This is a genomic window from Streptomyces violaceusniger Tu 4113, assembly GCF_000147815.2.
Lineage (GTDB): Bacteria > Actinomycetota > Actinomycetes > Streptomycetales > Streptomycetaceae > Streptomyces > Streptomyces violaceusniger_A.
Window position 1 is genome coordinate 139,800 of the sequence record NC_015951.1, and the last position, 24,171, is coordinate 163,970.

At 68.8% G+C, this 24,171-nt stretch carries 27 protein-coding genes; 10 read left to right on the forward strand and 17 right to left on the reverse strand.

Annotation, left to right across the window (positions count from 1 at the left end; all coding sequences use genetic code 11):
• Positions 1 to 254 precede the first annotated feature (254 nt).
• Positions 255 to 944 (reverse strand): HNH endonuclease family protein, encoded by a 690-nt coding sequence (locus tag STRVI_RS44260; protein WP_043242437.1) that lies wholly within the window; start codon positions 942 to 944, stop codon positions 255 to 257.
• Between the two features lie 203 nt (positions 945 to 1,147).
• On the opposite strand from STRVI_RS44260, the gene STRVI_RS44265 reads away from it, so the two are divergent.
• Positions 1,148 to 1,375, forward strand: coding sequence for a hypothetical protein (locus STRVI_RS44265; protein WP_014043563.1), 228 nt, complete (start codon positions 1,148 to 1,150; stop codon positions 1,373 to 1,375).
• 447 nt (positions 1,376 to 1,822) lie between these two features.
• Here the strand turns inward: STRVI_RS44265 and STRVI_RS52335 are convergent, their stop codons facing one another.
• The 6 genes from STRVI_RS52335 to STRVI_RS44290 all read right to left on the reverse strand — a co-directional run bounded on the left by STRVI_RS52335 (position 1,823) and on the right by STRVI_RS44290 (position 9,122).
• Entirely contained in the window at positions 1,823 to 2,023 is a 201-nt protein-coding gene (locus STRVI_RS52335) for a hypothetical protein (RefSeq protein ID WP_014043564.1), read from the reverse strand.
• Positions 2,024 to 2,435: 412 nt separating this feature from the next.
• A complete protein-coding gene (locus tag STRVI_RS44270) occupies positions 2,436 to 3,353 on the reverse strand; it encodes an alpha/beta hydrolase (protein ID WP_014043566.1) in 918 nt (305 codons plus the stop codon).
• A gap of 33 nt (positions 3,354 to 3,386) precedes the next feature.
• The gene (locus STRVI_RS44275) at positions 3,387 to 3,812 is read right to left on the reverse strand and encodes a hypothetical protein (protein WP_014043567.1); all 426 of its coding nucleotides are present in this window, start codon (positions 3,810 to 3,812) and stop codon (positions 3,387 to 3,389) included.
• Positions 3,809 to 5,980 carry an integrase gene (locus STRVI_RS44280; RefSeq protein ID WP_014043568.1) on the reverse strand — a complete coding sequence of 724 codons (2,172 nt, stop codon included), beginning with the start codon at positions 5,978 to 5,980 and terminating at the stop codon, positions 3,809 to 3,811. The genes STRVI_RS44275 and STRVI_RS44280 overlap by 4 nt, the downstream gene beginning before the upstream one ends.
• On the reverse strand, positions 5,977 to 7,695 hold the full coding sequence (locus STRVI_RS44285) for a hypothetical protein (protein WP_014043569.1): 1,719 nt from the start codon (positions 7,693 to 7,695) through the stop codon (positions 5,977 to 5,979). The genes STRVI_RS44280 and STRVI_RS44285 overlap by 4 nt, the downstream gene beginning before the upstream one ends.
• On the reverse strand, positions 7,695 to 9,122 hold the full coding sequence (locus STRVI_RS44290; protein ID WP_014043570.1) for a tyrosine-type recombinase/integrase: 1,428 nt from the start codon (positions 9,120 to 9,122) through the stop codon (positions 7,695 to 7,697). The genes STRVI_RS44285 and STRVI_RS44290 overlap by 1 nt, the downstream gene beginning before the upstream one ends.
• A gap of 217 nt (positions 9,123 to 9,339) precedes the next feature.
• Here STRVI_RS44290 and STRVI_RS55415 point away from each other — a divergent pair, with 217 nt between their 5' ends.
• Entirely contained in the window at positions 9,340 to 9,501 is a 162-nt protein-coding gene (locus STRVI_RS55415) for a hypothetical protein (protein WP_251983044.1), read from the forward strand.
• The gene (locus STRVI_RS44295) at positions 9,498 to 10,247 is read left to right on the forward strand and encodes a hypothetical protein (protein ID WP_014043571.1); all 750 of its coding nucleotides are present in this window, start codon (positions 9,498 to 9,500) and stop codon (positions 10,245 to 10,247) included. Before STRVI_RS55415 ends, STRVI_RS44295 begins: the two co-directional genes overlap by 4 nt.
• Before the next feature lie 718 nt (positions 10,248 to 10,965).
• On the opposite strand, the gene STRVI_RS44300 is transcribed toward STRVI_RS44295, so the two are convergent.
• The 6 genes from STRVI_RS44300 to STRVI_RS53900 all read right to left on the reverse strand — a co-directional run bounded on the left by STRVI_RS44300 (position 10,966) and on the right by STRVI_RS53900 (position 15,724).
• Positions 10,966 to 11,691, reverse strand: a complete 726-nt coding sequence (locus tag STRVI_RS44300) for a DUF4232 domain-containing protein (protein WP_014043572.1) — start codon at positions 11,689 to 11,691, stop codon at positions 10,966 to 10,968.
• Positions 11,692 to 11,790: 99 nt separating this feature from the next.
• Positions 11,791 to 12,012 carry a hypothetical protein gene (locus tag STRVI_RS53895; RefSeq protein ID WP_043242292.1) on the reverse strand — a complete coding sequence of 74 codons (222 nt, stop codon included), beginning with the start codon at positions 12,010 to 12,012 and terminating at the stop codon, positions 11,791 to 11,793.
• Between the two features lie 65 nt (positions 12,013 to 12,077).
• Positions 12,078 to 12,374 (reverse strand): hypothetical protein, encoded by a 297-nt coding sequence (locus tag STRVI_RS44310; protein WP_014043573.1) that lies wholly within the window; start codon positions 12,372 to 12,374, stop codon positions 12,078 to 12,080.
• Positions 12,367 to 12,657 carry a hypothetical protein gene (locus STRVI_RS46905; RefSeq protein ID WP_014043574.1) on the reverse strand — a complete coding sequence of 97 codons (291 nt, stop codon included), beginning with the start codon at positions 12,655 to 12,657 and terminating at the stop codon, positions 12,367 to 12,369. The genes STRVI_RS44310 and STRVI_RS46905 overlap by 8 nt, the downstream gene beginning before the upstream one ends.
• A 98-nt stretch (positions 12,658 to 12,755) precedes the next feature.
• Positions 12,756 to 13,784 carry a hypothetical protein gene (locus STRVI_RS44320; RefSeq protein WP_014043575.1) on the reverse strand — a complete coding sequence of 343 codons (1,029 nt, stop codon included), beginning with the start codon at positions 13,782 to 13,784 and terminating at the stop codon, positions 12,756 to 12,758.
• Positions 13,781 to 15,724, reverse strand: a complete 1,944-nt coding sequence (locus STRVI_RS53900; protein WP_208949311.1) for a hypothetical protein — start codon at positions 15,722 to 15,724, stop codon at positions 13,781 to 13,783. The genes STRVI_RS44320 and STRVI_RS53900 overlap by 4 nt, the downstream gene beginning before the upstream one ends.
• Before the next feature lie 1,072 nt (positions 15,725 to 16,796).
• Here STRVI_RS53900 and STRVI_RS44330 point away from each other — a divergent pair.
• A complete protein-coding gene (locus STRVI_RS44330; protein WP_150112976.1) occupies positions 16,797 to 17,429 on the forward strand; it encodes a hypothetical protein in 633 nt (210 codons plus the stop codon).
• Positions 17,430 to 17,641: 212 nt separating this feature from the next.
• Here the strand turns inward: STRVI_RS44330 and STRVI_RS44335 are convergent, their stop codons facing one another.
• The 3 genes from STRVI_RS44335 to STRVI_RS44350 all read right to left on the reverse strand — a co-directional run bounded on the left by STRVI_RS44335 (position 17,642) and on the right by STRVI_RS44350 (position 19,553).
• Positions 17,642 to 17,872, reverse strand: a complete 231-nt coding sequence (locus STRVI_RS44335) for a hypothetical protein (protein WP_050994182.1) — start codon at positions 17,870 to 17,872, stop codon at positions 17,642 to 17,644.
• An 84-nt stretch (positions 17,873 to 17,956) separates the two neighbouring features.
• Positions 17,957 to 18,888 (reverse strand): IS5 family transposase gene (locus tag STRVI_RS49675; RefSeq protein WP_435532578.1). Its coding sequence is split into 2 segments (ribosomal slippage): positions 17,957 to 18,508 and positions 18,511 to 18,888, totalling 930 coding nucleotides; the frame shifts between segments, so codons are not numbered across the junction.
• A gap of 29 nt (positions 18,889 to 18,917) precedes the next feature.
• Complete coding sequence (locus tag STRVI_RS44350; protein WP_050994185.1) at positions 18,918 to 19,553, reverse strand: hypothetical protein; 636 nt, start codon at positions 19,551 to 19,553, stop codon at positions 18,918 to 18,920.
• Between the two features lie 32 nt (positions 19,554 to 19,585).
• Between STRVI_RS44350 and STRVI_RS55840 the strand changes: the two genes are divergently transcribed.
• A complete protein-coding gene (locus STRVI_RS55840; RefSeq protein WP_286012095.1) occupies positions 19,586 to 19,708 on the forward strand; it encodes a hypothetical protein in 123 nt (40 codons plus the stop codon).
• A gap of 413 nt (positions 19,709 to 20,121) precedes the next feature.
• Here the strand turns inward: STRVI_RS55840 and STRVI_RS44355 are convergent, their stop codons facing one another.
• Positions 20,122 to 20,877, reverse strand: coding sequence for a GntR family transcriptional regulator (locus tag STRVI_RS44355; RefSeq protein WP_014043579.1), 756 nt, complete (start codon positions 20,875 to 20,877; stop codon positions 20,122 to 20,124).
• Between the two features lie 249 nt (positions 20,878 to 21,126).
• Between STRVI_RS44355 and STRVI_RS44360 the strand changes: the two genes are divergently transcribed.
• The 5 genes from STRVI_RS44360 to STRVI_RS53250 all read left to right on the forward strand — a co-directional run bounded on the left by STRVI_RS44360 (position 21,127) and on the right by STRVI_RS53250 (position 23,999).
• Positions 21,127 to 21,507, forward strand: a complete 381-nt coding sequence (locus STRVI_RS44360) for a hypothetical protein (protein WP_014043580.1) — start codon at positions 21,127 to 21,129, stop codon at positions 21,505 to 21,507.
• Positions 21,508 to 22,105: 598 nt separating this feature from the next.
• Positions 22,106 to 22,444 carry a hypothetical protein gene (locus tag STRVI_RS55420; RefSeq protein WP_251983022.1) on the forward strand — a complete coding sequence of 113 codons (339 nt, stop codon included), beginning with the start codon at positions 22,106 to 22,108 and terminating at the stop codon, positions 22,442 to 22,444.
• 227 nt (positions 22,445 to 22,671) lie between these two features.
• Positions 22,672 to 23,007: a hypothetical protein gene (locus STRVI_RS44370; protein ID WP_014043582.1), complete on the forward strand. Its 336-nt coding sequence runs from the start codon at positions 22,672 to 22,674 to the stop codon at positions 23,005 to 23,007.
• Positions 23,008 to 23,157: 150 nt separating this feature from the next.
• On the forward strand, positions 23,158 to 23,475 hold the full coding sequence (locus STRVI_RS44375; RefSeq protein WP_014043583.1) for a hypothetical protein: 318 nt from the start codon (positions 23,158 to 23,160) through the stop codon (positions 23,473 to 23,475).
• Between the two features lie 362 nt (positions 23,476 to 23,837).
• On the forward strand, positions 23,838 to 23,999 hold the full coding sequence (locus STRVI_RS53250) for a hypothetical protein (protein WP_167543320.1): 162 nt from the start codon (positions 23,838 to 23,840) through the stop codon (positions 23,997 to 23,999).
• Positions 24,000 to 24,171 lie beyond the last annotated feature (172 nt).

Genomic DNA, 24,171 nt, shown 5'->3' on the forward strand with positions numbered 1-24,171 from the left:
CCCACACCCCGTGAGCGGCCCCGCACGTGAACCCCCGACCTCCCGGTTTCGTGCGGGGCCCTCCGCGTCCCCAAGGCCGGAATAGTGCACGGTCGGAATAACCCCCTCCCGCCAGTAATCAGGGGCAGCGGTAGAGCGCGCGGGAGCACTCCAGGGAGCAGCGACGACCGGGCCGCCATCGCCTGGACGCCCGGCGGCATCCCTCCCGGCTCCCGGCGCGCCGGACACTCCAGCGCGCCGGGAGCCAATGCGCATCAGGCGCAGGTGTCGAGCATGCCGGTCAGCGCGGCATGCTCGTCCTCGTCCGTGGTGAGGGCGTAGGCGTGCTTCACGGAGATCCACGCACGGGCGTACGTGCAGCGGTAGCTGGCCAGGTCCGGCTGCCAATCGGAGGGGTCTCGATCGCTCTTCGTCCGGTTGGAGCGGGCCGAGACGGCGATGAGCTGGGAATGGGCGAGATCGTTGGCGAAGGCCCGGCGATCCGCGGTCGTCCACTGCGAGGCGCCGGACCGCCATGCCTCTTTCAGCGGCACGACGTGGTCGATGTCTACCTTGGATGCCGCGTCGAGCACCGCGCCGTCGTACGCCGAGCGCCAGCTGCCGACGGTGGCCCGGCACTGCCCGTCCTGGGTGACCTGATCGCCGTCCCGGGCGAGGACGACTTCGCGGGTGTCGCAGGTGCCGTACTGGGTGGCCCAGTGGGGGAACTTTGCCCGGCTGTAGCCGGGGACATCGTCCTCGGGTACGACGGTCAGCTCGTCCAGTTCCGTCCGGGCCTCCTCCGCCGTCGGGGGCTCCGGAAGCTCCGTCGCCGACACGGGACCGGCGATGGAAGACGCAGTACTCGGAGTGCTCGGTACGGCCCAGCTCGAGGGAGCGGAGCCCACGAGGCCGGCGGTTGCCAGCATGGCGGCCGCTGCAGCGGCCCAGCGACGAATCATCATGACCGTCACCGTGGCCTGCCCTGTGGGGCCGGGCGCTCAATTCCCCGAGGCATCACCTCAAAGTGGATACGCGGCAGCGAGGCTCCAGTTGCCCTCGAGCACGCAGGCATATCAGCCGGAGACCTCCCGCGCCGATCTCCTGCGGCATGCCCCTCGTGGCATCTGGTTGCCCCAGAATCCGAACAAGCGATCTAACGCGAGGCATGAGCCACGACTTCCCTCTCGACCTCGTGGAGGCGCAGACCGCCTGGTACCGCACGTACTGGCAGCTCGCCAAATCCGGGCCGACAGCCAGCACCACGAGGGACCGCTGGCGCCTGCAGCAGCTGTCGAAACAGATCGCCGGACACCCGTACTGGTGTGGACCATCGGGCACACCCGCCGCGCGCATGGAACTCAAGGAGCTCGCCCGGCGTGAGGTCAGGCGATGAGACCCGCCGCTCGAACGGAAACACCGGTTTGTGTGTTCATGACCTGGACATCGGTCTCCCGCGGGGAGCGCAGACCCGGAGCCTGACCGGCGCTATCGGGTCCCAGCCGATCTCCGTTCTCGACTGTGCGCGGTCGGCGTCCGGGCCGGACAGGCATCTCGTCCTCGTCGTCCCATGACCGGGTCTTTCTCAGTGGCCGATTTCGCTCCACCGGGCCGACTGGTTGCTGGGACGATCGCTCGTAGGCAGCCACAACGAGCCCGGGGGTGGGACGGTGTTGGAAGAACGCAACGAGCAGGTGGAGCGTGGCTATCTGCTGCTCCAGGCGGCGGTCGCCGAGGGTGCCCTCGGCGATATTCCAGCCGCCTACCGTCGGGCGCAGGAACTCGCGGAGATGGAAGGCGAGGCGCTGGTCAGGCGGGGGCGTCGGACGCCATCCGCGGATCATCATCCGGCGCCGGGAAGGGTCACCTCGCTCGGCTTCGCGTACACCCAGAGGTCGATCTCGACCTCCTCGTCGCATTCCTCGCAGCGGCGGACGTCGACGTCGCCGGCCACGCGCACGTGGATCAGCCAAGCGTTCCTGCCGCACTTCGGGCACATCGTCTCGCGCGCCGTACGTATGGGCTCGCCGTATCGCTTTGTCACACCAGTATCCTGCCGGACGGCCTCCCGGAGACCGGCATTTCCCTCATCAAAGGGTGTCGGCGGGTTCTTGAGGGCCCGGGGGTTTTGAGGGAGTTGTTGAAGGCTCTGGGCCATCCTTCGAGGGGTGTCCGGCCGACCCTCAAAGAACGTTGGTTATTTGAGGGCACACTGCCGTTCATGACCGTGCTGAACGACGCGCTCGGGTCCGCCGACAACCTTCTCGGCACCTTCCCGCTGCATCCGACCGAGATCCGCATCGGGTACGCGCGATAGCCGGGCATGAGACGTGTCCGGTCGATCGATGTCGACTGCGCGCCTGATGGTTTGCCGCCCACGTCGGCGGGAGTGCGCGAGGCTGTGTCTCACGTAATCGACCTCTGGGACTGGGATCCTTCGAGATCGCGGTCAGTCCCTACGATTGCGTAATCCGGTCGCGCAGCCAGGAGTCGACGCTGCTGAGCGCTGTCCTGGCCATTGCCGTGGGGTGGGCCGTGAAGCCGTGAGGTGAGTCGGGGTAGACCCGGAGCTCGACGTCATTGCCAGCCGCTGACAACCGACCTGCCAGCGCCAGGTTGTCTTCCAGCAACACGTCTGCGCTTCCGACGATCAGCAGCGTTGGGGGAAGCCCGCGAAGAACGCCGTAGATGGGAGAGATGTCGGGAACGGTGCGGTCTTCCACATGGCCGGCGTACGCCTGGATGAAGTATTCGTCCGCGATGCGGCGACCGGCCGGGGTTCGTGCGCTCAGGTCGTAGGTCCCGAATTGGAGTGCCGCGCCGGTGAACTGACCAACGGTATCTCTGTCCCTCAGCCGGAGCAGGGTCGCCAAGGCGAGTGTGGCTCCCGCGGAGCTCCCGCCGATCGCAAGTCGGGACGTTCCGAAGCGGGCATCGGCTTCTTCGACGAGCCAGAGCGCCGCTGCTTCGCAGTCGTCGGGTGCCGCTGGCCACGGGTGCTCGGGGGCCAGCCGGTAGTCGACGCTGACAACGGCGAGGTGGAGGGCGTCTGCGAGTTCGCGGTTGCGTTTGTCTCCTCGCGCTGCGGAGTCCATGTAGAAGCCGCCGCCGTGTATGTCCAGGTAGACGCCCTGCGGCGGACCGTCGATAGGAGTGAAGATTCTGACAGGGACGCGTGCTTCTGCGGCTTCGATCGTCTCTTCGATGGCAGGCGGATCGGCGGCAGGAGGAGCTGACCTCTTCGCTCGGACATCCTTCAGCTCCTCCAGTGAGCCGGGGCCACGGCCTGCCGCCCTCGACTTGTAGAAGTCGCGAGCTTCATCGAGCTGCTCCGCGGGCACGTCAGCGAACAGTGCGTCCAGCGCGAGTCGCACGCGCCCTCCTCATCACTCGGGTCTAACTCCACGCTATCGAGGAAGTGTGCGGACTGACGCCACCGGGGTGGCGTCAAGCTGTCGTCGAAGCGTGGTGATCTCTTCGTGCTGGGCTGCGAGGCGGGACAGGGCTGTGGCCTGGAACTCCTTCAGAGCGTCTAGCTCAGTGTTCTTCCTGCTGAGGCGCTCGCGCAGAGTGGCAACCTCGGCCTTGAGACGTTCGATCTGAGCCAGGCGTGGGTCGGGCTGCTGTCCGGCTTCCTGGGCGGCTTGGCGCTGACGGTCGAACTCGGCCTTGAGGTGTGGGTAGGTGCGGTAGAGCGTCGCTCGCGGTACTCCTGCGAGGGTGCACAAGCTCTTGACGTCGCACTTCAGCCCGTCGGGAACGGGCCCGGCGAGAAGTTGCCGCATCGCGTTCTGAATCCTGGCCTCGGGTTCCGCTTGGGGGTTGTGCATCATGAGCGCGGCTCCTCGTCAGGGTGGCCGGCAGCGTCGATATCGGCGACGATGCGAGTGGCACGGTCGAAGGCGGCCTGGGCTCGGGCCCGTTCGGGCTTGGAGAGTCTGGGGTTGCCGAGAAACACGGCCCGAGTGCTGTCGGCGTGTTCGGCCCAGATCTGCCGGTGCTGGGGGTGGTGGGTGGCCTGCGGGCAGCGGGCCGAGTCGCACATCCCCATCAGCGGCTCGGCTGCGTCCGGGGTGCCGGCGATTTTCAGGCACAATGCCTTGCCCGGATCGGAGAACCAGCAGTAGTTGCCGACACCGAGGTGCAGGGTCTTCGCCTTCGCTTTGAGGACTCGCTCGACGCGCCGGTCGTCGATGACGGTGACCGGCCCGGCGTCGTGCCGCCCCAGGACTTGGTCGACGGCCCTGAAGGCGCCAATGAGGTCGCGGGCGCCTTGGCCGCTGGGCAGGATGCCGCGCTGGTAGTCCTCGTAGGCGGCGACGGTCAACCGCAGGTGTTCGGCTTCTTCCTCGGCGGCGACTTCGGCGGCGAAGGCGGCCTGGTGTCCGCCGGGGCGGGCGGCATAGCCCTCGGCTGTGGCGACGCTGGCATGCTTGAGGTGCAGTTTCACGGCCATAAGGCCGTGCGGGCGCTGGGCGATGGCCATCGCGAGCGTGCGCCGCAGAGCTCGGGGATTGACCGGGCCGTCGGGGATGGGCTCCAGGCCGAGCCGCTGTCCGTACTCGCCGTTCACCCATGCGCGCAGGGCGGTATAGCGGCTGTTGCTGTTGTTGGATGCCTTGGCGAACAGCCGCTCACCCGGGGCGGCGCCTGTGAGGGCTTCGGCGGTGGCGATGGCCAGGTGCACGTCTTCGGTGACTACCCACGCGTCCTCGGTCCCGCCGAATACCTCGCCCTTGATGCGGCGGGAGACCAAGCGGTAGCGGGTGCCGCCGCCGGGCCGCTGTTCCTGCTGGCGGCAGTTGCTCGTCAGTTCCGCCAGTTCCGAGGAACGCATCCCGGAAAGCGCCGAGGTGAGGAAGTAGGCGGCAGAGGTGACGGCATGGACCGTGACGTCCAGTTGGTGCCGGGCCATCGGCAGGGCCCAGGGCACCGGGGTGCCGTCATCGGGGCGGGACACCAGGGCTGCATCGCGGCACCAGGGCTGCTGAAGGCCGCACTCACTTACCCACCGTTCCAGTTCGGGACGGAGTCTCTCCAGGTCCCTGCGGTGTCCCATGGCTCCCGCCGCCTGAACGACGAGCGGATGCCACGACATGTGCAGGAGCGGGTCGCCCGCGTCCCATCCGCGCTTCAAGCGCTGAGTGACGGTCGCGTCAGCGGCCCGTGCAGCGGCAAGCCCGGTCTCTCGCCGTCGCTCGATGACCTCGCGCAAGCCATCGACCTCAGTGACCAGCAGGCCGCGCCGCGAGGCGGCCTCACGTTGGTCGGCAGCGCGGGCCACGGCCGCCTCGGCCACCAGCAGCGGGCCGATCGTCTCCAGCAAGTACAGACAGTTCGCCAGTAGAGGCCGCAACAGGGTGTCCGGGACCGGCGGCACCCGGTTCTCGTCACTGCGTACATATCCCGTGACCTCGTCCGCGCTGCGGCCCGGCCACGGGGTGAAGCCCGGCTGGTAGCAATCGCTGAGGATCTCTGTATAGAGGACGAGGAACTGTGGAATGCGGACCATCGCCACCGTGGTCGCGGGTGACAGCAGCCGGTCAGGGTCGGTGGCACTGCGCGAGGCAGCCGCGAGATAGACGTCGCAGTGATGCTGGCGGACCTGCGACAGCGAGGTGATGCCAACCGCGGTGAGGTGGTTGAACCACAGGGCCAGGTGCTTGAGTTCGGACCAGAGGGAGTTCGGGTTCAGTGGGGTGCGGAACGCCTGCGGCAAGACGGCCACGTCCGGATGGAGCGGGGCCATCCGCGCCATCAGGTACTCGCGGGCAACCTGCCGCCAGCGGGGGTTGATGATGGCGGTGAAGTCCAGGATCTTGCGGTGTGCGCTCATCACCACCGGGGCGTCGGCGAGGCCGGTCAGGTCCCAGACATCCTGGTCGAATACGGGCCGCGGGCTGCCGGGCTCACGCCGCAGGCCGGCGGTCTCGATGACCGGGAGACCGTGGAAGGGGCGCCGCCCGGCCAGGGCCGGGGAAGAGGCATGGGCGGTCGTCACTGGGGCTGTTCCTCCAGGTGCAGCGGCAAGAAGGCGGCGGTCTCGGTGCTCTGCCGGGTGACGGCCTCGATGGCGGCCGGGCCGAAGCGGGGCAGGATGTCCTCGTCCAGGCGGGCCGTGTATGGCCCGAAGATCCGCAGGAACTGCGTGGTGGTCATCTGCTGGGCCTGCCGGGAGAAGTACGCCTTGAGCCTGAGCAGATTGGGCAGGTGACGGGTCGCGAACGCGGCGAGCGGACACAGCAGACACACCCAGGGCCGGGCCGGACACAGGGTTCCCGCCGGGGCGCGCGGGCCGTTGAGCGGGCTGGCGCACGCGGCGACGAACATGTCCTGCTCACCGGAGAGCAGAGCCTGGATGGCCGCCGCGTCCAGACCGGCTTCCTCGACCAGGCGAGGGAAGCCCGCGGCGAACGCGGCAGCGTCCTCACCGCTGATCACGACCGGCGGGCCGGCCTTGCGCCGCACATCGCCCTGGGCCTGCTCGATGACGCCCTCAAGCGCGTCCAGCTGGGCCGGGGTGTGAGAGCTGAGGTAGTGATCTCCCTCGACGCGGGCGCTGTGGTTGGGGTCGATCGTCGTGCGGCCGGTCCAGGCCGTGCGGTCGCGCCGGTGGTGGTAGGTGGCCCTGACCCGGCCGCCGTGCACCGGAAGGGACTGCCCGTCGTCGCCGAGCACGCCCGAGGACTCCATCCAGGCCCGGCGCTGGCGCTGGCCGCGGGGGCGGTCGAAGATCCTGCCCTGCCCTCTTCCGAGTCCGTCGCGGCCCACATAGATCCATACACGATCAGCCAAATCCCCGGCGTGCTCACGTAGTTGGGCTGAGTGCTCCAGCCAGCGGTCCAGCAGCCGCACGGCATCACGGGGCAGGTTGAGCGCCTCGTCCCCGGTGCGGCCCTTGCGGTAGGAGAGCAGGACGGTGTTCGCCGAGGTCCGGGTGATGTTGTCGAGTCGCAGGGCGTCGATGCCGTCAGGGACGATGCCCGTGCGCATCGCAAACAGCGTGAGGTAGGCGAACGCCGTCTCCGAGGCCGGGAACAGCGCGGCTTCGACCGCTGCGAGCTGAGCCCGGTCAACACCGGCGCCCATCGTGCCGAACCGCTCGATGGCCTTTCTCGCCTCCGCGGGGCCCGCGTGGAGCCAGAGCCAGGCGAGGTTGTCGAAGGTGACGCCGTGGACGGACGGATCGGCACCCCGGCCGGCTGCCTCCTGCGCCTGACGGTGTGCGCGGCGGGCCGCCGCGATCTGTTCGGTGCAGGAGGCTTCCAGCCGCCGCCATTCACCGTCGCTGTAGGGCTGGTTGGGCCGGCTCTTCTGCACCTTGTTGATCCGCCGCCCGGCCAGGTGACGGCAGATACCCGGGTCCAGTCCTCCGGCTGTCTCCTGGAAGGCGTCCAGCACCACGCGGATGCGCCGTTCGCGGTGGTAGTCGCAGGTCAGCCAGTACTGGACCAGAGTGCCCGGGGTCAGATCGGCAAGACCGCCCGTGACACCCCAGGCATCGAGGTCGCGCGCCATCCGGCGCATCGTCGTCATGTACTGCCGGGCCACCGAGCGGGTGCGGATCGGCCCGTGCGGATGCGTGGCCGCAACCAGTCCCACGGCCAGGTCCGTGGCAAGCTGCTGGTTCGGCAGATCGTGCAGGACACCGTGGTGGATGACGCCGTCCGGCAGCGTGAACAGCACCGCCAGGGGGTGCTGGATCTCGGCTGGCATCAGACCTCGCCCTCGAACTCGGCGACCGCGTCGGCATCCACGGTCAACGCGCCTCCGGCGGTCGCGTAGGCGTCCCGGTAGATCCGCTGGATGTCGAGCAGATGCAGATACGCCTGAGTAGTGGCGGCACTGGTATGTCCTAACAAATCACGCAGCACCAGCAGGGGATCGGCCTTGGTCAGATAGAGCGCCAGGGCGTCGTCGCCGCCCGTGTCCACGACGAGCTGGGCGGCCTGCTGGTAGTAGCCGCGTACCAGCCGCTCCAGCGTGGCCATCGCGAAGGTGTGCCTGGTGACATGGGGATGGACATGTGGGAAGGACGACTCAAAGCGGTCCCGGATCCGTAGCGCGGTCCGGCGCAGAACGGTCGCCCAGTCGACGAATGGCTTCCCGCCGGACTGCACTGCCAGCAGGGCGCTGCCTCCGCCGGGTGCCACCAGCCGCAGCCGCTCGGCCGGGGTGAGGGTGTGCCAGCGGCGTCGCATTCCGTTGATCAGCGCGCCGTCGTGAGTCGGGGCCTCGACGAACAGCGGATCACAGGGCTGCCAGCGCGAGCCCTCCGCCGCCGCGGCCCGCTCCCAGCCGATGTAGTCGTGGACCCGGGCCAGGTCCTCGTAACCGATCCACGTCGACCGGCCCTTCCTGCCCTTCGCCGTCGGCGGAGCGAGCACCAGCGGCACCGGCACCGCCGTGCGGCGGCGCGGCAGCGGCGGCAGCTCGTAGACCGTCAGATGCGTGAACTCCTGCGACCGCAGCCCGCTGGACAGCGCCAGGCCGATCACGGCCGCGTTGCGACCGGTCTCCCGCCCCCGGAACGAGACATCCCGCTCACCCGCCGGGTCGTTGCCCGCCAGGGCCTGCATCAGCAGCTCAGCGTACGGCCTCTCCAGGTACTTCCGCGTCGCGTGCGCGTTGCCCGAACGCACCGTCGCCAGGTTCCTGGTGACCTCCACCCGCGCACCGTCCGGGCGGGTCATCGACTGGCGCACGTAGGAGAACGGGACCGTCGGCGCGTACCCCTCGGCCGCCGCCCACCGGTAGAAGGACGACAGCGTCTTGACCGCCAGATTCCAACTCGCCGAGCTCAGCCGCACCTCCAGCGGCCCGGACAGCCGGTACTCGGCGTACATCGACAACGCATCCCGAAGCCGCTGCCGATCAGCGAAGACCGGGATCCGGCGGGCGCCGAGAAACTCCACCCAGCCCTTGAGCGCCTGGGCGTACGTACGCCACGACTTCGGCGACGGCGCCCCGCTCACCGGTAACTCCCGGAGCCACAGGTTCATCACCACCGTCGGCCGAGGCACCGCAGCGTCCTCGAAGCAGAGGTCCTCGTCGATGAGGACGGGCATGGTCTCCCGGATGACGGGCCGCTCGTACAGGCCCCACTCTTCCCACCCGGCGGAACTGAAGTAGTGCAGGATCACGGAACGAACCTGGAGTGAGGCACGAGACAGAGCAAGAGCTAACACTCGTACGAGGGACAGAACTTCACCCTCACGAGACACGCTCAAACCGCAGAGCTAACGCGCGGGTGTCCACCGACGGCCAGAAGCTCGACCGGCAGCTTGACGCGCTCACCCTGGCAAGTGTCGGCGCATCTTCTCGGACAGGAAGTCCGGCAAGAACGACCTGCGCCCGGAGCTGAAGGAGTGCCACGCCTTCCTCCAGCCCGGCGACTCCCTCGTCGTGACCGTCGCCCGCCTGCTGGGCGTGTCCGTCGGCACCCTCTACAACCACATCCCCGACCTGAAGGAACTGCGGGGCTCGCGTATCCCCGCCCAACTCGAAGGCAGCATGTCGTGACCGACTTAGCCCTCTTCGCCGAGACCTCCCAGCCCAAGGAGCCAGCCCGGCCCGCGACCGCTCCCGTCGTCCACGGTGCGGTCATCATCAGCGCCGTGGAGACCGCGTGGAAGGAGATCCGCCGCCGCTATGACGGCGTCCCGGACATCTCCGTCACCACCCCGCCCACCGCCGGCGCGCAGGACCCCACCAAGTGCACGGCGCTGCGCACCGGCCGCCGCTTCATCCGCGACGGCCGCCTGACCATGGAGCTCCAAGTGTCCTCCGGCACCTTGGGACTCGGCGGACGTCCGATGATGGAGGGGCTGCTGCATCACGCCGCGCATGGCCTCGCCCTGGACCGGGGCATCACCGACGTCAGCGGCGGTGACCGGCGCTGGCACAACAAGCGGTACGGGCGCCTCGCCCGGGAAGTCGGCCTCACCCCGCCCGCACGGGCCGCCCGCGTCGTCGGCATGGGCCGCTGCCCGCTGTCCGACGCCGAGGCCGCGAAGTGGGCCAAGGTAATCGCTGCCCTGGACGCCGCGGCCGCCGTCCAACTCGAAGCCACCGTCGAGGCCGTGGCCCCGCCGCGCGGCGGCCGATCCGGTGCCCGCTTCCTGATCGTCTGCGAGTGCACCCCGCCCCGCCGCCAGCAGGTCACCCCCTTCTTCTTCGAACAGGGGCCGCTGTTGTGCGGGCTGTGCCTGGCCAAGTTCCGGCCCGCCGACACGTCCGTGCCCCACCAGGGCGCCGGGGACGGCTGAGTGCCTGACGCTGTCGGGGATCTTGAAAATCGGAGTCGTTCAGCGTGGTCAACGTGCTGGTGACGCGATGCGTTTCCCCTGATCAGAGCTTCGCAATTAGGTTGGCGAGCCCCTGAGGGCCGCTCCTCCGCGTCCATCCCAGCCCTCCACCTCACCGCTCGTCCGTCTCCCTCCCAACGAGAGCCGGCGGCGCGAGTCGCGGAAGTCCTCAGACACGTTCGGCTTCTGAGCTAGGCGAACACCAGTCAGGACTTTGAACACAGGCACTGAGGCGATGGTCTTCGTCTGCGTACACGGCGACTGGGGCCGCATCGACGTCACCCAGGCTGATCTCGGCTGCGGCCAGGACCGGGAGAGCATCTACAAGGTCAAGCCGCCCGCACCGCTGACCTGCTACGAGTGCGACTGGCGGCTGCACCTGGTCCACAAGACCCACGGCACCTACGACCTGTGGTTCCTGCGGCACGCCAACAACGCCCCGCACTGCGCCACAAAGACTGCGGGCGAGGGGATGGCTCACCACCTGCTCAAGCTCGACCTCGCCCATCACGCCCGCGCAGCCGGCTGGAGCACCGAGTACGAGGTCTCCGCCCCGGACGGCTCCTGGCGGGCTGACGTGATGGGGGAGCGCGGGTCGTGGAACGGAAAGTCCGCTGCCCTGGTGCGTCACACACCAGGGCAGCGGGGCAGTGGGCCTCATGGCATAGCTGTGAGCTGGTCAGCCGATGGGGTTGACGAAGGTGCCGGGGTGGGTGGCGCCGCGCTGGTCGACGAGGGTGTCGGTTTCCCAGGGCCACTCGATCTTGAGGGCCTTGGTCTCGTTGGGCGGGGTGATCTCGACCCAGGCCGGCTGGTAGAAGCCCTCTTCCTCCTTGGTGAAGGCGAGGTTGAGGGTGAACTCGGTGCTCTGGCCGGCCTCCACCTCCAGGGGGCTCCACTTCTGCGAGGAGCGGACCAGGGACCAGCGCTCGCCGCCGTTGATCGAGGTCAGGTCCACACCGGGGAAGCCGCCGAGCTTGCAGGAGTAGTTGCCCTTGTTCATCAGGACGATGGTGGCGGTCGTCCCGCCGTCCTCCGGCACCGGGAGCGCGTCCTGGCCCGTGGCGAAGGCGGCTTCCAGGTTTTCGGTGTGGCAGCGCTCGACGCCCGCGTGCGCCCTGCCGCCGCCTTCGGTGGCGGCCTGCCCGCCGCCCGACTGCTTCTCCGCGGCGCCCGCCTCCGAGCCCCCCTTGGCCTTGGCGTCGGAACCCTGCGCACCGTGGGAGGAACCCGAGGAGCCGCTGGACCCGGCCGGGGCCGTGTCGGTCTGGCCCGCGGACTTCTTATCGCCGGTGTCCGAGCCGTTGCAGGCCGTCAGGGTCAGGGCGGCGGCCGCGGTCAGGACCGCGGCCGCCACGCGGAGAGTGCGACGGCGGGCGATGCGGGCAGTGGTGTTGGAACGCATTTCGGGTCCCCCAGAGCGGTCGATGTCGTGGTCTGCTCGGTACGACAACAACTCTGACCGGGGCCACTACCGCAACACCGCCGTCCCACTAACATCCGGCTAACACGACTGTGACCAGGGAAAAGACGCCAAGGGCACGCCCGTCCCCACCATGGCGGCGAGCAGTGGCAGACCGATCAGGGAGCTGGCGCCGGTGTGCCCGAAGGACACCGCCCACCGTGCCATGGGCAGGGACCGGAACCGGTCCATCACGCCGAACCAGCAGCGGTTCTGCTCGGTCGTGTACGCCCGGCGCGCCTTCGTTCTGCCCGCGCTGGCCATGGAGCGACCAGCAAGAGGCCCCGGCGAGAGCGGGGCTCGTCAGACCCCTCGGCCGTCAGGGACGGTCAGTACACCTGGACGCGGGTGAGGACGATGTGCGGCGGGTCGGCGTCAGCAACGATCACGTACTCGGCCACGCCGAGTACTCCATCCCGGCCGAGCGGCATCCGCCGCTGCTGCGGCCACTTCGCCGAGGCGGTGCTGCCCGGCACCATGCCCCGGGTCTCGTTGATCTGAACCGTCGCCGCGATGATCGCCCCGAAGACCTCACCCGGCAGGGATAAGTCGGCCAGCAGCGCGTCGACCTCTTCGGACAGTTCACACGGCCAGCCTTCCGGCTCCTGGCCGTACGACTCACTCAACGGGCAGCCCGGCTGCCCGGCGGCGCGCGATGGCCGCCGCGACGCTATTTGTGGGCAGGGTGCCGTTCAGCGCGGCCTCGGTGAACCGGCCGACGGACGGGTCGGTGTCGAGCATCGCCTCGCACCACCAGCGCCGCAGCACCGCCTCGGCGTCCTCCGGCGCGGCCGCCAGGAGCTCGCGGTAGAACTCCATCCGCCGCTCGCCCTCGAGCGCGGCCGCGATGCCCTCGGCGTTCCGCGGCACCCGGTCCGGCTCGTGCGGGTGAATTGGCTGTGCGCTCATCGAGTGGCCCCTTCCATCTGGCCCCGAGTCTGCCGCGTCCCGAACGGCCCCGTCGACCGGATCGCCGTCCCGTCGTGCACCAGTCGCCTCTCCCCTGCTCACCGGCAGGTCGCACAGGCGTCGCCGATGGTGGGGTCGTAGCGGTGGCCGCAGGTGCAGCGGGGCCAGCCCAGGCAGGTGGGGCACTGCTTGTAGGGGTCGGCGACGGGGAGGCCGCAGGTGCCGCCCCGGCCTTCGCATTCACTGTGCGGCGGCCGGTAGGCGACCGCTTGGGCCGGGGTGCGGTTGGCCGCCGTGGACGCAGTCTGCGCCTGGTCGTCGCCGGGCCGGTCGTCATCCTTGTTGTGGGGGTCGGGCCCGCGGCCGGGCAGGAGCCACCCACCGCGGCAGACGCTGCACGGCAGGTCGTCGTCGGCCGGCCGGTCAGGTGGGGCAGGGAGCCAGCCGTCTTCGCACCGACCGGCGCACGGGGTGGGGGCCAGCAGCCACACGGCGACGTCATCGGGCCGGTACCCGTCGTCTTCGTCGGTTTTGCGTTCAAGGGGCCGGCTGGCCCAGGTGGTCCACCAGCGCCGCTCGATCCGTGCGGTGAGCCGCGCGGCGGGCTGGCGGAGCAACTCGTCCCGGATGGTCTGCAGAACGGCGGGCGGCACGCCACCCCCGCACGCACGGAGCAGCTTGTCCGGAAGTGCGGCCAGGACGGCACGGACCGGATCGGCCGTGGAGGCCGTGCGCTGGCAGGCTGCGCACTGATCCCAGGCGCGGGGGTAGTAGGTCCGCGCCCAGCGGTCGTGCTTGTCCTTGCGCTGCTCGGCTTCGACACGGGTGGTGGTCTCAGCGGAGGCCGGGCGGGCAGGGAGGGGGGCGGAGCAGGTACGGCACCGGTCCCGGCAGCCACGGCAGAGCCTGCCTTCCTGGTCCGTGGCCGCCTGACACTCCGGGCACTCGCGCCGGCAGACCGCGCACAGGTGATCTTCCGGATGCGGTTGCGACAGCCAGCGGTGCTCGCCCTGGCACCGCACGCACCTGCGGGTGTCGGTGTCCTCGCGGTGAGTGGCAAGGATGGGCCGGCCAGGGCACTGGTCGCACCGGATGGTGGGGCGGTCGGTGTTGCGGTGCAGGATCATGCGGCGCTCCCGGCATCGTGGGCGGAGGCGAGTCGGTCAGCGTAGCGGGTGGTGATGGCGCACCAGGTGGCCGTTGCGGCGGATACCCGGCGGGCGTGCTGTTGCGCGGATTCGGCCTCCTGGGCTGGCCGGTAAGCCGCGTGGGCGGCAGCCCGTGCGGCCGGGAGATCCTGCGGGGCGATGGCCGCGAGAGCGAGCAGCTGCTCCCGTACCGGCCCGGGCAGTTCCGGGTCCTCGCCGGCTGACAAGTCATCTGCGTGCGTTGGGCGGCCGGCCGCCGGCGCATCACCGTCTGGTGCCGGTGCGTTCGGTGGCGGGTCGGCTGGTTGCGGCAGCGGGGCCGCGAGGACGGCTTCGAGAGCCCGGCGGGCCTGCTCGGTCTGCATGGCATCGAGCTCGCATGCGTCGCAGCGGACACGGTCCGTCGCCCGGCCGCGGGTCAGGTTCGCGCAGCCGCGATGGGCACACGGCACCAGCGTCATGCCGCCAGGCGTGTAGGGCAGGCCGACGCTCAATGCCCAGGACAGCGCGTCCCGGCGGAATGCGTAGGGCCTGTTCGGATCTCCCGTGGCCAGCGGTCGGAGCCGCTGTTCCAGCCGAGTCGCGATGATCGCGTCGGTCTCGCCGTCGGCGAGCAGTCCGCGCACCAGCCGCGTCAGGGCCTCTCGCTGAAAGCCGCTCGGCGACGGGATGACGGCCGACAAGATGCCCGCTACCTGCGGAACCTGACCGGACAATGCCCCCAAAGAAGTGAAAGAAGACAAAAGTGGGCGGTTTGGTTGTTCCGCGCGGAGCGCGCTCTGCCCACCACCGTCCCGCAGTAGGCCATCGCCCGGACGGGGAAGCTCGCCCTCGCGCGCGCCCGCGCGCTCCGGCCGACGGCCTTCACCCCCACGGCCTTCGCCGGAACAGCCACCAGAGAGCTCAACTGGAGAGACAGGAGTAACCACAGGAGCGTGAGAAGCGTGGAGGTGAGCAGCACCGGCGAGGGCTGCAACACCGCCCTCCTGCCGCTGCCCGGAGCCCTCCGCCCCCGTAATCGCAGGGACCACAGGGCTACCGGAAGCCTCATGATCTCCGGATGCAGCACAGGCGAGGTCTGAAAACACCGAGGTGACGGCCTTGCTGGCCTCCCCGATGCGCAGCCCGTGAGCCTGAGCGACCGGGAGCAGCCGCACCCGGCTGCGCGCGTTCAACCCGGACGCCGTCTCACGACGCTCCACCGCCAGCACGCCCCGCTCCTGGAGCCGCGCCAGCACCTTCGCCCCGGCCGCCGGCGAGCACCCCAGCAGCCGCCCCGCCGTCGCCGCCGGACGCCCACGGGACGTGTCCACGCTGCCGGGGCATAGCTGCAGCCAGCCACGCGAGTTCGAGGACAGCACCATCAGCAGCAGCCCGAGACGGTCCGTTGCCGCTCCGCGACCCGTACGGTCCGCGAGCAGCCCCGGAGGTGTCGGCTCCTTCTCCTTGTGCGTCCACCCCGGCCCGAACAGGACCTCGATCAGCTTCAGCAGCACCGCCAGTTCCACCCGCGACAACGCCAGAACGTGCCGCCGGTCTCCGGCGTGCTGTGCCCGGTACATCGGGACCACCCAGCACTCCAAGCCCGTCGTCCATCCGGCCGCGTTAGTCGTCGCGAGCGAGCCGAGCACGCCGCACTCCCGCAGCCGCGGCAGCACCGTATGCGCCACCCGCGACACCTTCAGCCCCAGCCACCGGCCCAACTCCCCCGCACGGATCTCCGTGCTGTAGTCCGCAGCGACCCGCGCCTTCGCCATCAGTACTACCGACGCCAGCCGCGCTGGGTCACCAGCACCCTCCAGTGCCGGGTCTGACACCAACATGCGCACCGCCGCGAGCAGTCGGGCGCGCATCGTCTTCGACAGCTGGAGCGGGTTGCCCAGCTCCAGCTCCACCGCCGGGCCGGCTTGTTTCGGCACGGACCGCAACCGACGCCGACTCTGCCCAGGCACCCACGTCCTCACGGCGGCCTCGGCCGCCACGGCACTCACCGGGCCGCCCGAACGACAGCACGGGCAGACGGCAACAGAAACGCGTTAAAGATCATGCGGCGAGCCTCGAACGGATCGCCTGTGGACAGAGATCGGCCCCAGTTGCACCGGCGGCTGGGGGCAACGGTGCAGAGAACGGCCGCGGGCGCGAGCAGACCGGCGAGCGGCGCAGAGGACGTCACACCTGCAACAGGTGTCGAGATCCGCCGCGGTGTGACACCGAACGAGCATTGATCTTCTCGCCGAGCGGGACATGCTGGGTGAATCGGACTGTGATATCCGGCCAGACGGGACTTCGTAGACGTGCAAACATGGATGAAACGGACGTATCTGGGCTGGCGAAAGCCAGAACGGTCATGCAAAATGAGAGCTGCTCCTCTCCTTGTGTGAGGGCATGACGAAGCCCCTCGTGGTCTTCGTGGTTCCTGGGAAAGAACCAAGGTTCGAACCGTTCGACCGGCCGCTAACCGATCGGACGACTCCTTCGGGAGGGCCTGCTAAGCCCACCCGGTGGAATGTGGGGCGCTCGGCTGAGGTGACCGCTAATCACCTGGTTGGCAGAGCGTCCCGGCGGCTCAAGGCCCGCAGTGCGGGCGCCGCCTCGCGACTACGCCGTCTCGACCTCCAGGGGAGAGATGTGCCCGCGCCCGGACCGGCGCGGAAAAACAGCAACGGCACCCGGCCACCGGAGCGACGCGCGAGTCATCGCTGCTACGGAGGCGGGTGCCGTGTGTGTCTGGCAGAAGATACGGGTACCCTGGGGCATGTCGAGACCATCCTGATCTTGGTCTGCGGCCGTGCCCCGGAGTGCAGCCTCGCGGGGCTTAACCATGTCTGTATTGATCTTATCCGCAAACACAGTACCCCCACTACTGCGCGTAACGACACCCCGTACTCCCCCGTGTCGCCTTGCTCCCAGGGCCTCCTGACGTGGCGCCACCTCTGGCTGACCTCGGCCCTTGGTAAACAGACGGACACTCAGACCGGCATGATGAGCATCATGCACGCGACGCCAACCAACCCCCTCGACGTGGAGACATTCGCCGAGCCGGCGCAGCAGCGCCGCTTCGCCGCGGCGATGCACCGGATCGCCGCCGACCGTCCCCCAGGCGTCCCGGTACGCGTGTATATCAGCGCAGCCCCCCGCACGAGGAACAATCCGAAGTGGGAAAACTGGCTCGCCCAGATCACGGACGAACTCCCCGACGGAGTCCAGATCCTCCACTACGGCAGCCTCTTCAGCGAAGACCGTCCCTACGACTGGGAGACCGTAGCCGACGACCTCGACGGGCTCGTCGTCGTTGGCAAACAGAAAAGACCCGGAAGCCGCGTCAATCTGCTCGGCCCCATCGCCCGCCTCGAACTGCGCTCCCTCGTCGCCCGAAAACCCGCCCTCCTCTACGGGCACAACCTCGGCCTCATCCCAGTCATCGACTGCAAGAGCCAGGTCCTGGCCCCCGAAGACGCACCCAGACTCAAACTCATTGCACCCAAGAGATGGAGGAAGGACGACTCCCCGACCCTCCACGCCGCCCTCCGCGCCCTGCGACCGCGCAGCACGGACGCCGGGACCGACCACGACATCGACGTACCGAGGCATCTGATCCATCCGTTCGCTGCACCTCCCCGGTAACGCCTTGGCACCGCTCAGCCGCAGAAGCCCTTCGTAGCGCTGGTGTGGCCATGATCTGAACAGATCCTGAGGGTGGAATCCAAGGGGATCGGTCGAATCCCTTCGCGCTTCCCGCCGGGCGGGCGGCTTTCCACCTGTGGTTCCCGCCAGACGGGATCCACGCAGGGAGGGTGTTCGGGGAACGGCCCCCGGTGACCAGCCAAAGGGGGCCCTCAATGAGATCGCCGCAACTCGCGCAGGTGAGCAACGAACTCCTGGGCCTCAGCCGCATGCTCGTAGCGAGACTGGAGCACTTGGTCGAGGTCGGACGACACCATCGCCAGCGAGGGGAGAGAGCGCCGATCCCCGCGCAATGCCCGCTCGCCATACGCGAGCGCTGAGTCCAGGTCGCCTTCACGGGCCGCGACCACGCCCAATGTCACCCGGGCCTCGGCAATGCGCATGGGCGAACGCTCGGTTCCATCGAAGTCGGTGCCAGCGCGGATCACCTCGCGTGCGAGCTGCTCCGCTAGGACTTGTCCGGGCGATCATGTGCGAAGCCAAATGACCAGCGCGGCTGTGGTGGCTGTGCCGAGGAAGACGTAGCCGCGTTTGTCGTAGCGAGTGGCCACGGCCCGGGACTGCTTCAACCTGTTGATCGCCCGCTCGACCGTGTTGCGCTTCTTGTACCGTTCCTCGTCGAAGCCGGGTGGCCGTCCGCCGCGTGAGCCTTTACGCAGGCGGGCGGCCTGACTGTCGGACTTCTCCGGGATGATGTGCCGGATGCCCCGTCGTCGCAGGTAGTCGCGGCAGGGCCCGTTGCTGTAGGCCTTGTCAGCGGCGAGGCTGTCGGGCTTTGTGCGCGGTCTGCCCGGCCCCGGCCGTGGAACGCGGATCTTCTCCAGCACCGGCTGGAACTGGGTGCAGTCCGCCCGCTGTCCACCGGTGACAATCAGGGACAGCGGGCGGCAGCGGCCGTCGGCGCTCAGGTGGAGCTTGCTCGTGAGTCCGCCGCGCGAGCGGCCCAGTCCCTCACCTCCTGCACCACCTCCACCAGCCGGGCGAGCAGGCTCTGCCACGGAGGCTCGTCCTGGTGTTCTGCTGTTTCGGCCCCCTTTGACGCGGCTGCCGGCGGCGGATCTGTGCGAGCACCGGCCGCGTGCTGATGAGCGCGCACGATGGTCGAGTCGACCGCCAGGTCCCAGTCGATGTCGCCCGCGGCGTCGGCCGCGGCTTGGACCTGCTGCAGCAGGCGTTCCCAGGTGCCGTCGGCCGACCATAGCCGGTGGCGTTCATAGACGGTCTTCCACGGTCCGAACCGTTCGGGCAGATCACGCCACTGCACCCCGGTGCGCACGCGGTGCAGGATCCCGTCGATCACCTGTCGATGATCCCGCCACCTGCCACAACGTCCATTGCTGACCGGCAGGAACGGCCGCAGTCGTTCCCACTCCGCATCCGTCAGATCACCCCGCCCCATGCCACATCAACGATTCAGACACGAGGCAGTCACATGATCGGCCGGACAAGTCCTAGGCGGTCCTCGCCGACCTTCCTGTAGGAGTCCATCCGGTAGAAGTCGTATTTGGCCGGGTCGACGACGAAATGATCTTCGATGTTCTCGGGATATGGCAGTCGCTCCAAGAGGAGCCGCCCCTGGTCCAGCGCGACCTCCGTCTGCTGCCGGTCCCCCAACCGTGCCCACGCCTTGGCCTTCTGGGCGTAGAGCTGCGCGGCGACGCTCTCGTTGGGCGCGGTGGCGATGCCTGCGTCGGCGGCTGCGATAACACCGCGGTAGTCGCCCCTGGTCAGCGCGAACCATGCACGCATCTCGTGAGCCCACCCCTGAACGCTCGACTCGCCAGCCTCGGCACCGAGCATGAGAGCTGCTCGCCGGGTGGCCTCAGCATCACGCGGCCGTCCAGAGTCATACTCCACGCAACCGACCAGGAGCGACAGCTTGCCAGCGAGGGCGATGATCTCTCGGTGTTGCGCCAGGCTCACCCGCTGATGCTGGAGGCCTACGACGCGGCCCAGCCACGCCTTGCCCTCCATGAGCAGCTGGTCGGCCGGCATGTAGGCGTACTCGCAGCACAGCCGGTCCGCCGTGATCCGCAGCGCGTCCAGCCTGGGCCGCGTCGACATCGGACGCGCGCAGCCGGGCGATGATGTCCACGGTGTCCATTCCGCTGACCTGCAACACCTCGGCACGCCCGTCACGGCGGCCGCGCTCGGGAAAGAACGCGCCGGTCGTCGTCCTAAAAGTGCTCGCGATCGCCGCCTTATATTTCGTCGGCTGACTGCCCCCTGCCTCCCACCGTTTCCACTGACGGAGCAGATCCTGTTCAAGGATGTCCTGGCCTTCAGGGAGACGGACCATCAAGGCGCGCACCGCGTCGAGCTGGCTCCAATTACGTGCAGCCCGCTCTTCTGCCATCCGGCGTGCCCAGTCGGGACGTTCATCAGTCACCACTGTTCCTCCCAACCCCCAGTGCCTGGCGCAGCGCGCCCGACAGGTTGATGCTCGCAGCGCAGTTGCTGGCCCTTCCTCGGCCGAGTTTTGCACGCAGTCTTGATCGCGCGGAGGTGACAAGTGCCGGTGACATCGCGGATGTCACCACTCGGTGTCACTTTCTGTAGCGCTGCGTCGGGAGCACGGTGATCCGCAACAAGTCCGTTGCTTCCCCTGGGGGGATCCGTGTCCGGCGTGGCGTTAGGCATCGAATTCGTAGTCCAGTACGTACGAGGCGGAGTCCAGGGTCATCTCTTGGATCTCGATGGCCCGACCGTCGGTGCTGAACGCGGTTCGGCAGATCTTGAGTACGGGGCGTTCGGCAGACATGCCGAGGCGGTCAGCTTCGTCGCTGGTGGGCAGGCGACCGCGGATTTCTTCCCGGAAATGCACTGGTGCGTGTCCAAGCTCAGCCAGCCGGGCGTAGATGCCGCCCGGCCCAGTATCGGGCCGAGTGATGGCGGATCCGGCTACCAGGTCGTACGGCAGGTAAGCCACGGCGAGCATGACCGGTCGCTCGGCCAGGCTGTACCTGCGGGAACGCGCGCATGCGGTAGCGCTCGACGTCAGGCCGAGTACATCTGCGATGTGAGGCGGTGCGGTGACCTCTTCGACGCTGACCTGGTCGACGCTCAGTGTCCGGTCGTCGTCAGCATCCCAGATGGATCTGCCGGTACCCCACTGGTCCTGGGCGAGGCGCTGGATGCCCCGGCGCCGAATGGGGCGGAACGCCTGAACGAAGACGCCGGCGCCCTTCCTCGATTCCGCCAGGCCTTGGTTCTTGAGCACGCGGAGAGCCTGTCTCGCGGTCATCACTGCCACTCCGTACTGAGGAGCAAGCGCATTCTCGCCTGGCAGGCGGTCGCCAGGCTCATACTCGCCCGCTTCGATCGCCGCCTTCAGGTCGTCGGCGATCCGCTGGTACTTGGGCCGCTCTGCGCCCGGCTTGTCCGGCATACGTCTCCCTACCTCGCTAGCGATCCTACGGCGGGTCGGCGATGCCCGGCATGCAGGGGCGGCGTTTCTGATCTATGCCTTGCTGACTCGAAAGAGTACATCGCTAGCGAGGTTATTGACGTCGCTAGCGAAGAGGGTTTTGACTGTGCCTCGATAGCGAGGTTGGTGAGGCCCCGGCTACACCCTTCTCGATCCTGCTCTGGGGATCGCGGTAACCAGTCCACCCCGACTGAGAGGGAATCGATCCACATGAACGTCACCTCCACCCCCACCTCCACAGTCGACATGGCGGGGCTGTACGGCCGCTACTCCGCCCGCTTTGCTGCGCACGCCGCTGAGTGCCTGGCCGCTGCGAGCGCCGACCCGGTCGACGAGGTCGATGACGTGACGCAGGAGGTGCGGCTGTGGGCCGCACAGCAGCGTCGCCTGCCCGGGTGGGAGGGCCTGCAGGTGATGACGGACTGGGTGATCGAGGCGGCCATCAATGAGCAGCAGGCCCGAATCGAGGTTCCGGTCGGCCTGCGGCCGTCCGGTACGCCGGTCGCTCCCCTTGTCGACCTCGAGAGCGTGCGGCCGGTGCGCATCGAGACGGCCGAAGCGCCCTCTCTCTCCTTGTCGCCTGCGGCCTGACCTCGCCGGGTCCTTCACGGGCCCGGCTCCCCCACCCGGAACCGCCTTGCGGGGCGGCGTCGGCTGAGGGAGCCGGAATCTCGGTCCCCTACCAGCACCACCGCAGCAGTCGCCACCTCGGTGGCCCCGGAGTCTTTGCACCATGAGGCACCACTAACTCCTCCGGACCAGGGCCTTCGGCTCAAGGGCTGCTGCGCGAAGTCGCAACGCTGATGCGTTGTCCGTCCTGCGGGACGCCGGCCTAGCCGTGCGTCCCGCAGCGGCGGAGAGAGCACCCGCCATTGATACACCCCGTCCGCTCCGTACGTGAGGAGTCCATATGTCTGCTGCCGTTACCGAGCGCACTGCCAAGGAGCGTGTCCGCCGCACCCGTTCCCGCGGCCGCAACGAGCTTGCCCCGCTGCGTGTTTCCCAGATTGCCGTGCACGAGTACGACCTGGACCCGGCCTGCGTCTCGCTGGTGTGTCCGTCCTGCCGTACCTGGGTTCCGATCAGTCGTCCGAACGGGCGGCCTGGACGAACGCGGTTGGTGCCACACCACACGGAGAGGGCAGGCACGGCCGATCCAACCTTCTGCACGGACGGCAGCCACCGGCGCGTGATCATCGACGTAGAGGTCGAGCGGTGGCGGCGGCATATAGAGGAAGGCGTCTCGGAGACCGACGGGCGCCGCTCGAACCGCGTCACGCGGAAGCCGAAGGTCGCGCCCGCCCTGGCCGTCAGCCAGATCGCCGCAAAGAAGCAGACGGCGACGACAGAGGATGAGCCGGGCGATGACCGGCCGCTGTGGCTGCTGCGTGAGATGAAGTGGGCGTCGACAGAACCGGCGGTCCGCGAGACCGACACCCAGCGCGCCCAGCGTCCCGCTGGCGACGCCCCGCAGGTCGGCCTTCCGGTCCCGCTCACCACCCTCCACCCCAAGCGCCCGACGCGCTGAATCGACCTGCACGAACACCCACGGCCCCGGCCATCCCGAGTGATCGGGGAGGCCGGGGCAGTGGCTGCTCGTGGCCGCTGGAGGGAGCGGCGTCTCCCTCGCGGTTCTGCACTCGCTGATCCGCTGATCGACAGATCGGGTGAGATGCCCCCAAATTCCCAAAAGACAACGGCCCCGGGATTGCGTCCCGGGGCCGTTGTCGATCATTCACATCTACGGAGATCGACATGACCACGATCGCGCACACCGGCCGCCGCTATTCGAAGGCCGAGCAGGAGCTCATTGACCACCAGGACGCGCTCCTGGGCTACATCACCTCCCGCCTCCTGGTCACTGACTGGCACCGGGCCGATGACCTCGCTCAGCAGACCTGGACCCAGGCGCTCTCTCAGCCTCGCCGAAGTCACGCCCCCGACACCGATGGGGTGCCCGGCTGGATCGCCTACCAGGCCCGCATCGTGCTGCGGCGTTTCCTGCTGCTGCGACTCGCAGTGCGGGAGGACGTCCCCGCCCCGGCCGCTGTAGTCCGGCGCCCTGCCGCGCCGGTCGCGGTGGCCGTCTGACTGCCCGTACCAGTGACCACGGCCCTGGGCATCCCCGCTCACGTGGTGGATGCGCAGTGGCCGTGGCCGCTCGTCCGAGCGGCCAGACGGCGACAGCCCTGGAGGGTCAGAGCTCCAGGGCTGCCTTTACAGGACCTGTAGGAGGGACCTGTGATCAACAGCATCGCATGCACGATTCCCCGCCCGACAGGCGGCATTCTCGACGACTTCGAGGAGGAGGACGACCAGCGCGGGTACGAGGACGAGCCCGAGGCGCGCCTTTGGGTCTACCTCAACCGTCTGGTCCGTGAGGCTGACGCTCGTATCGCCGCTGGTCGGCCGGGGCGCACCGTCGGTCTGGCCAGCGGCCGCCTGATCGTCGGCGCGGATCAGCGCTGCATCTGCGGGCAGCCCGCGGACAACTGCCGGTGCAAGGACCCGTATCCGCGGGCGTCCGAGACCGTGTTGGCCGGGGGCGGTGTCCGATGAGGAAGAACCTTGAGCGTCTGGTGATCGTCGTGTCCTGGACGTGCTGGTTCTGCCAGGCCGAAGTGCCCGGCGACCAGCAGGTCTGCGGCTGCCAGCGCCCCATCGGCTGATCCTGTTGTGGCTGGCCTACCCGGCCAGCCACAACAAGCACCAGTGCTGACGCGTCATGACGAGCGGCTGCGGGCCCACGGAAGGTCACCCACCCGGGGCGAGATCACCGTGGGCCCGCCCGCTCCCCTGGCCGCATGACCTGCTCGTGCGGCCAGGGGAGCCGGATCCGGCTCCACGTCGGAAGCGGCGCCCAGGGCTTAGGCCCCCTGAGCGCCGCGGTACAGGCCACACCACTGCTGAGAGGCAAACCTGTGAAGTACACCATCGCATACCTGGCCGTCCTCGCCATGGCTGAGCAGGACCTGGAGGACTACCGCAAGGCTCAGGAGGAGCGGGAGGCCCGCGAGGCGGCGGCCCGGAACCAGCGGGCGCATGGCCAGGTCCACGGAAACACAGCGGGCGGCAGCCGATAAGTAGGGATATCCGATGCTGTCTGCTCACACTGTCCAGGCTGCCGTCACGTCGGCAACCAGATGTGAAGCGGTCAACGCTCGGCTGCTCGGCACCGCCCGAACTCCCGGACATCTCCTGAACACAACTGCGCTGCCCTCGCTCCTTCTCCGGGAGCGAGGGCAGCGCCTTACC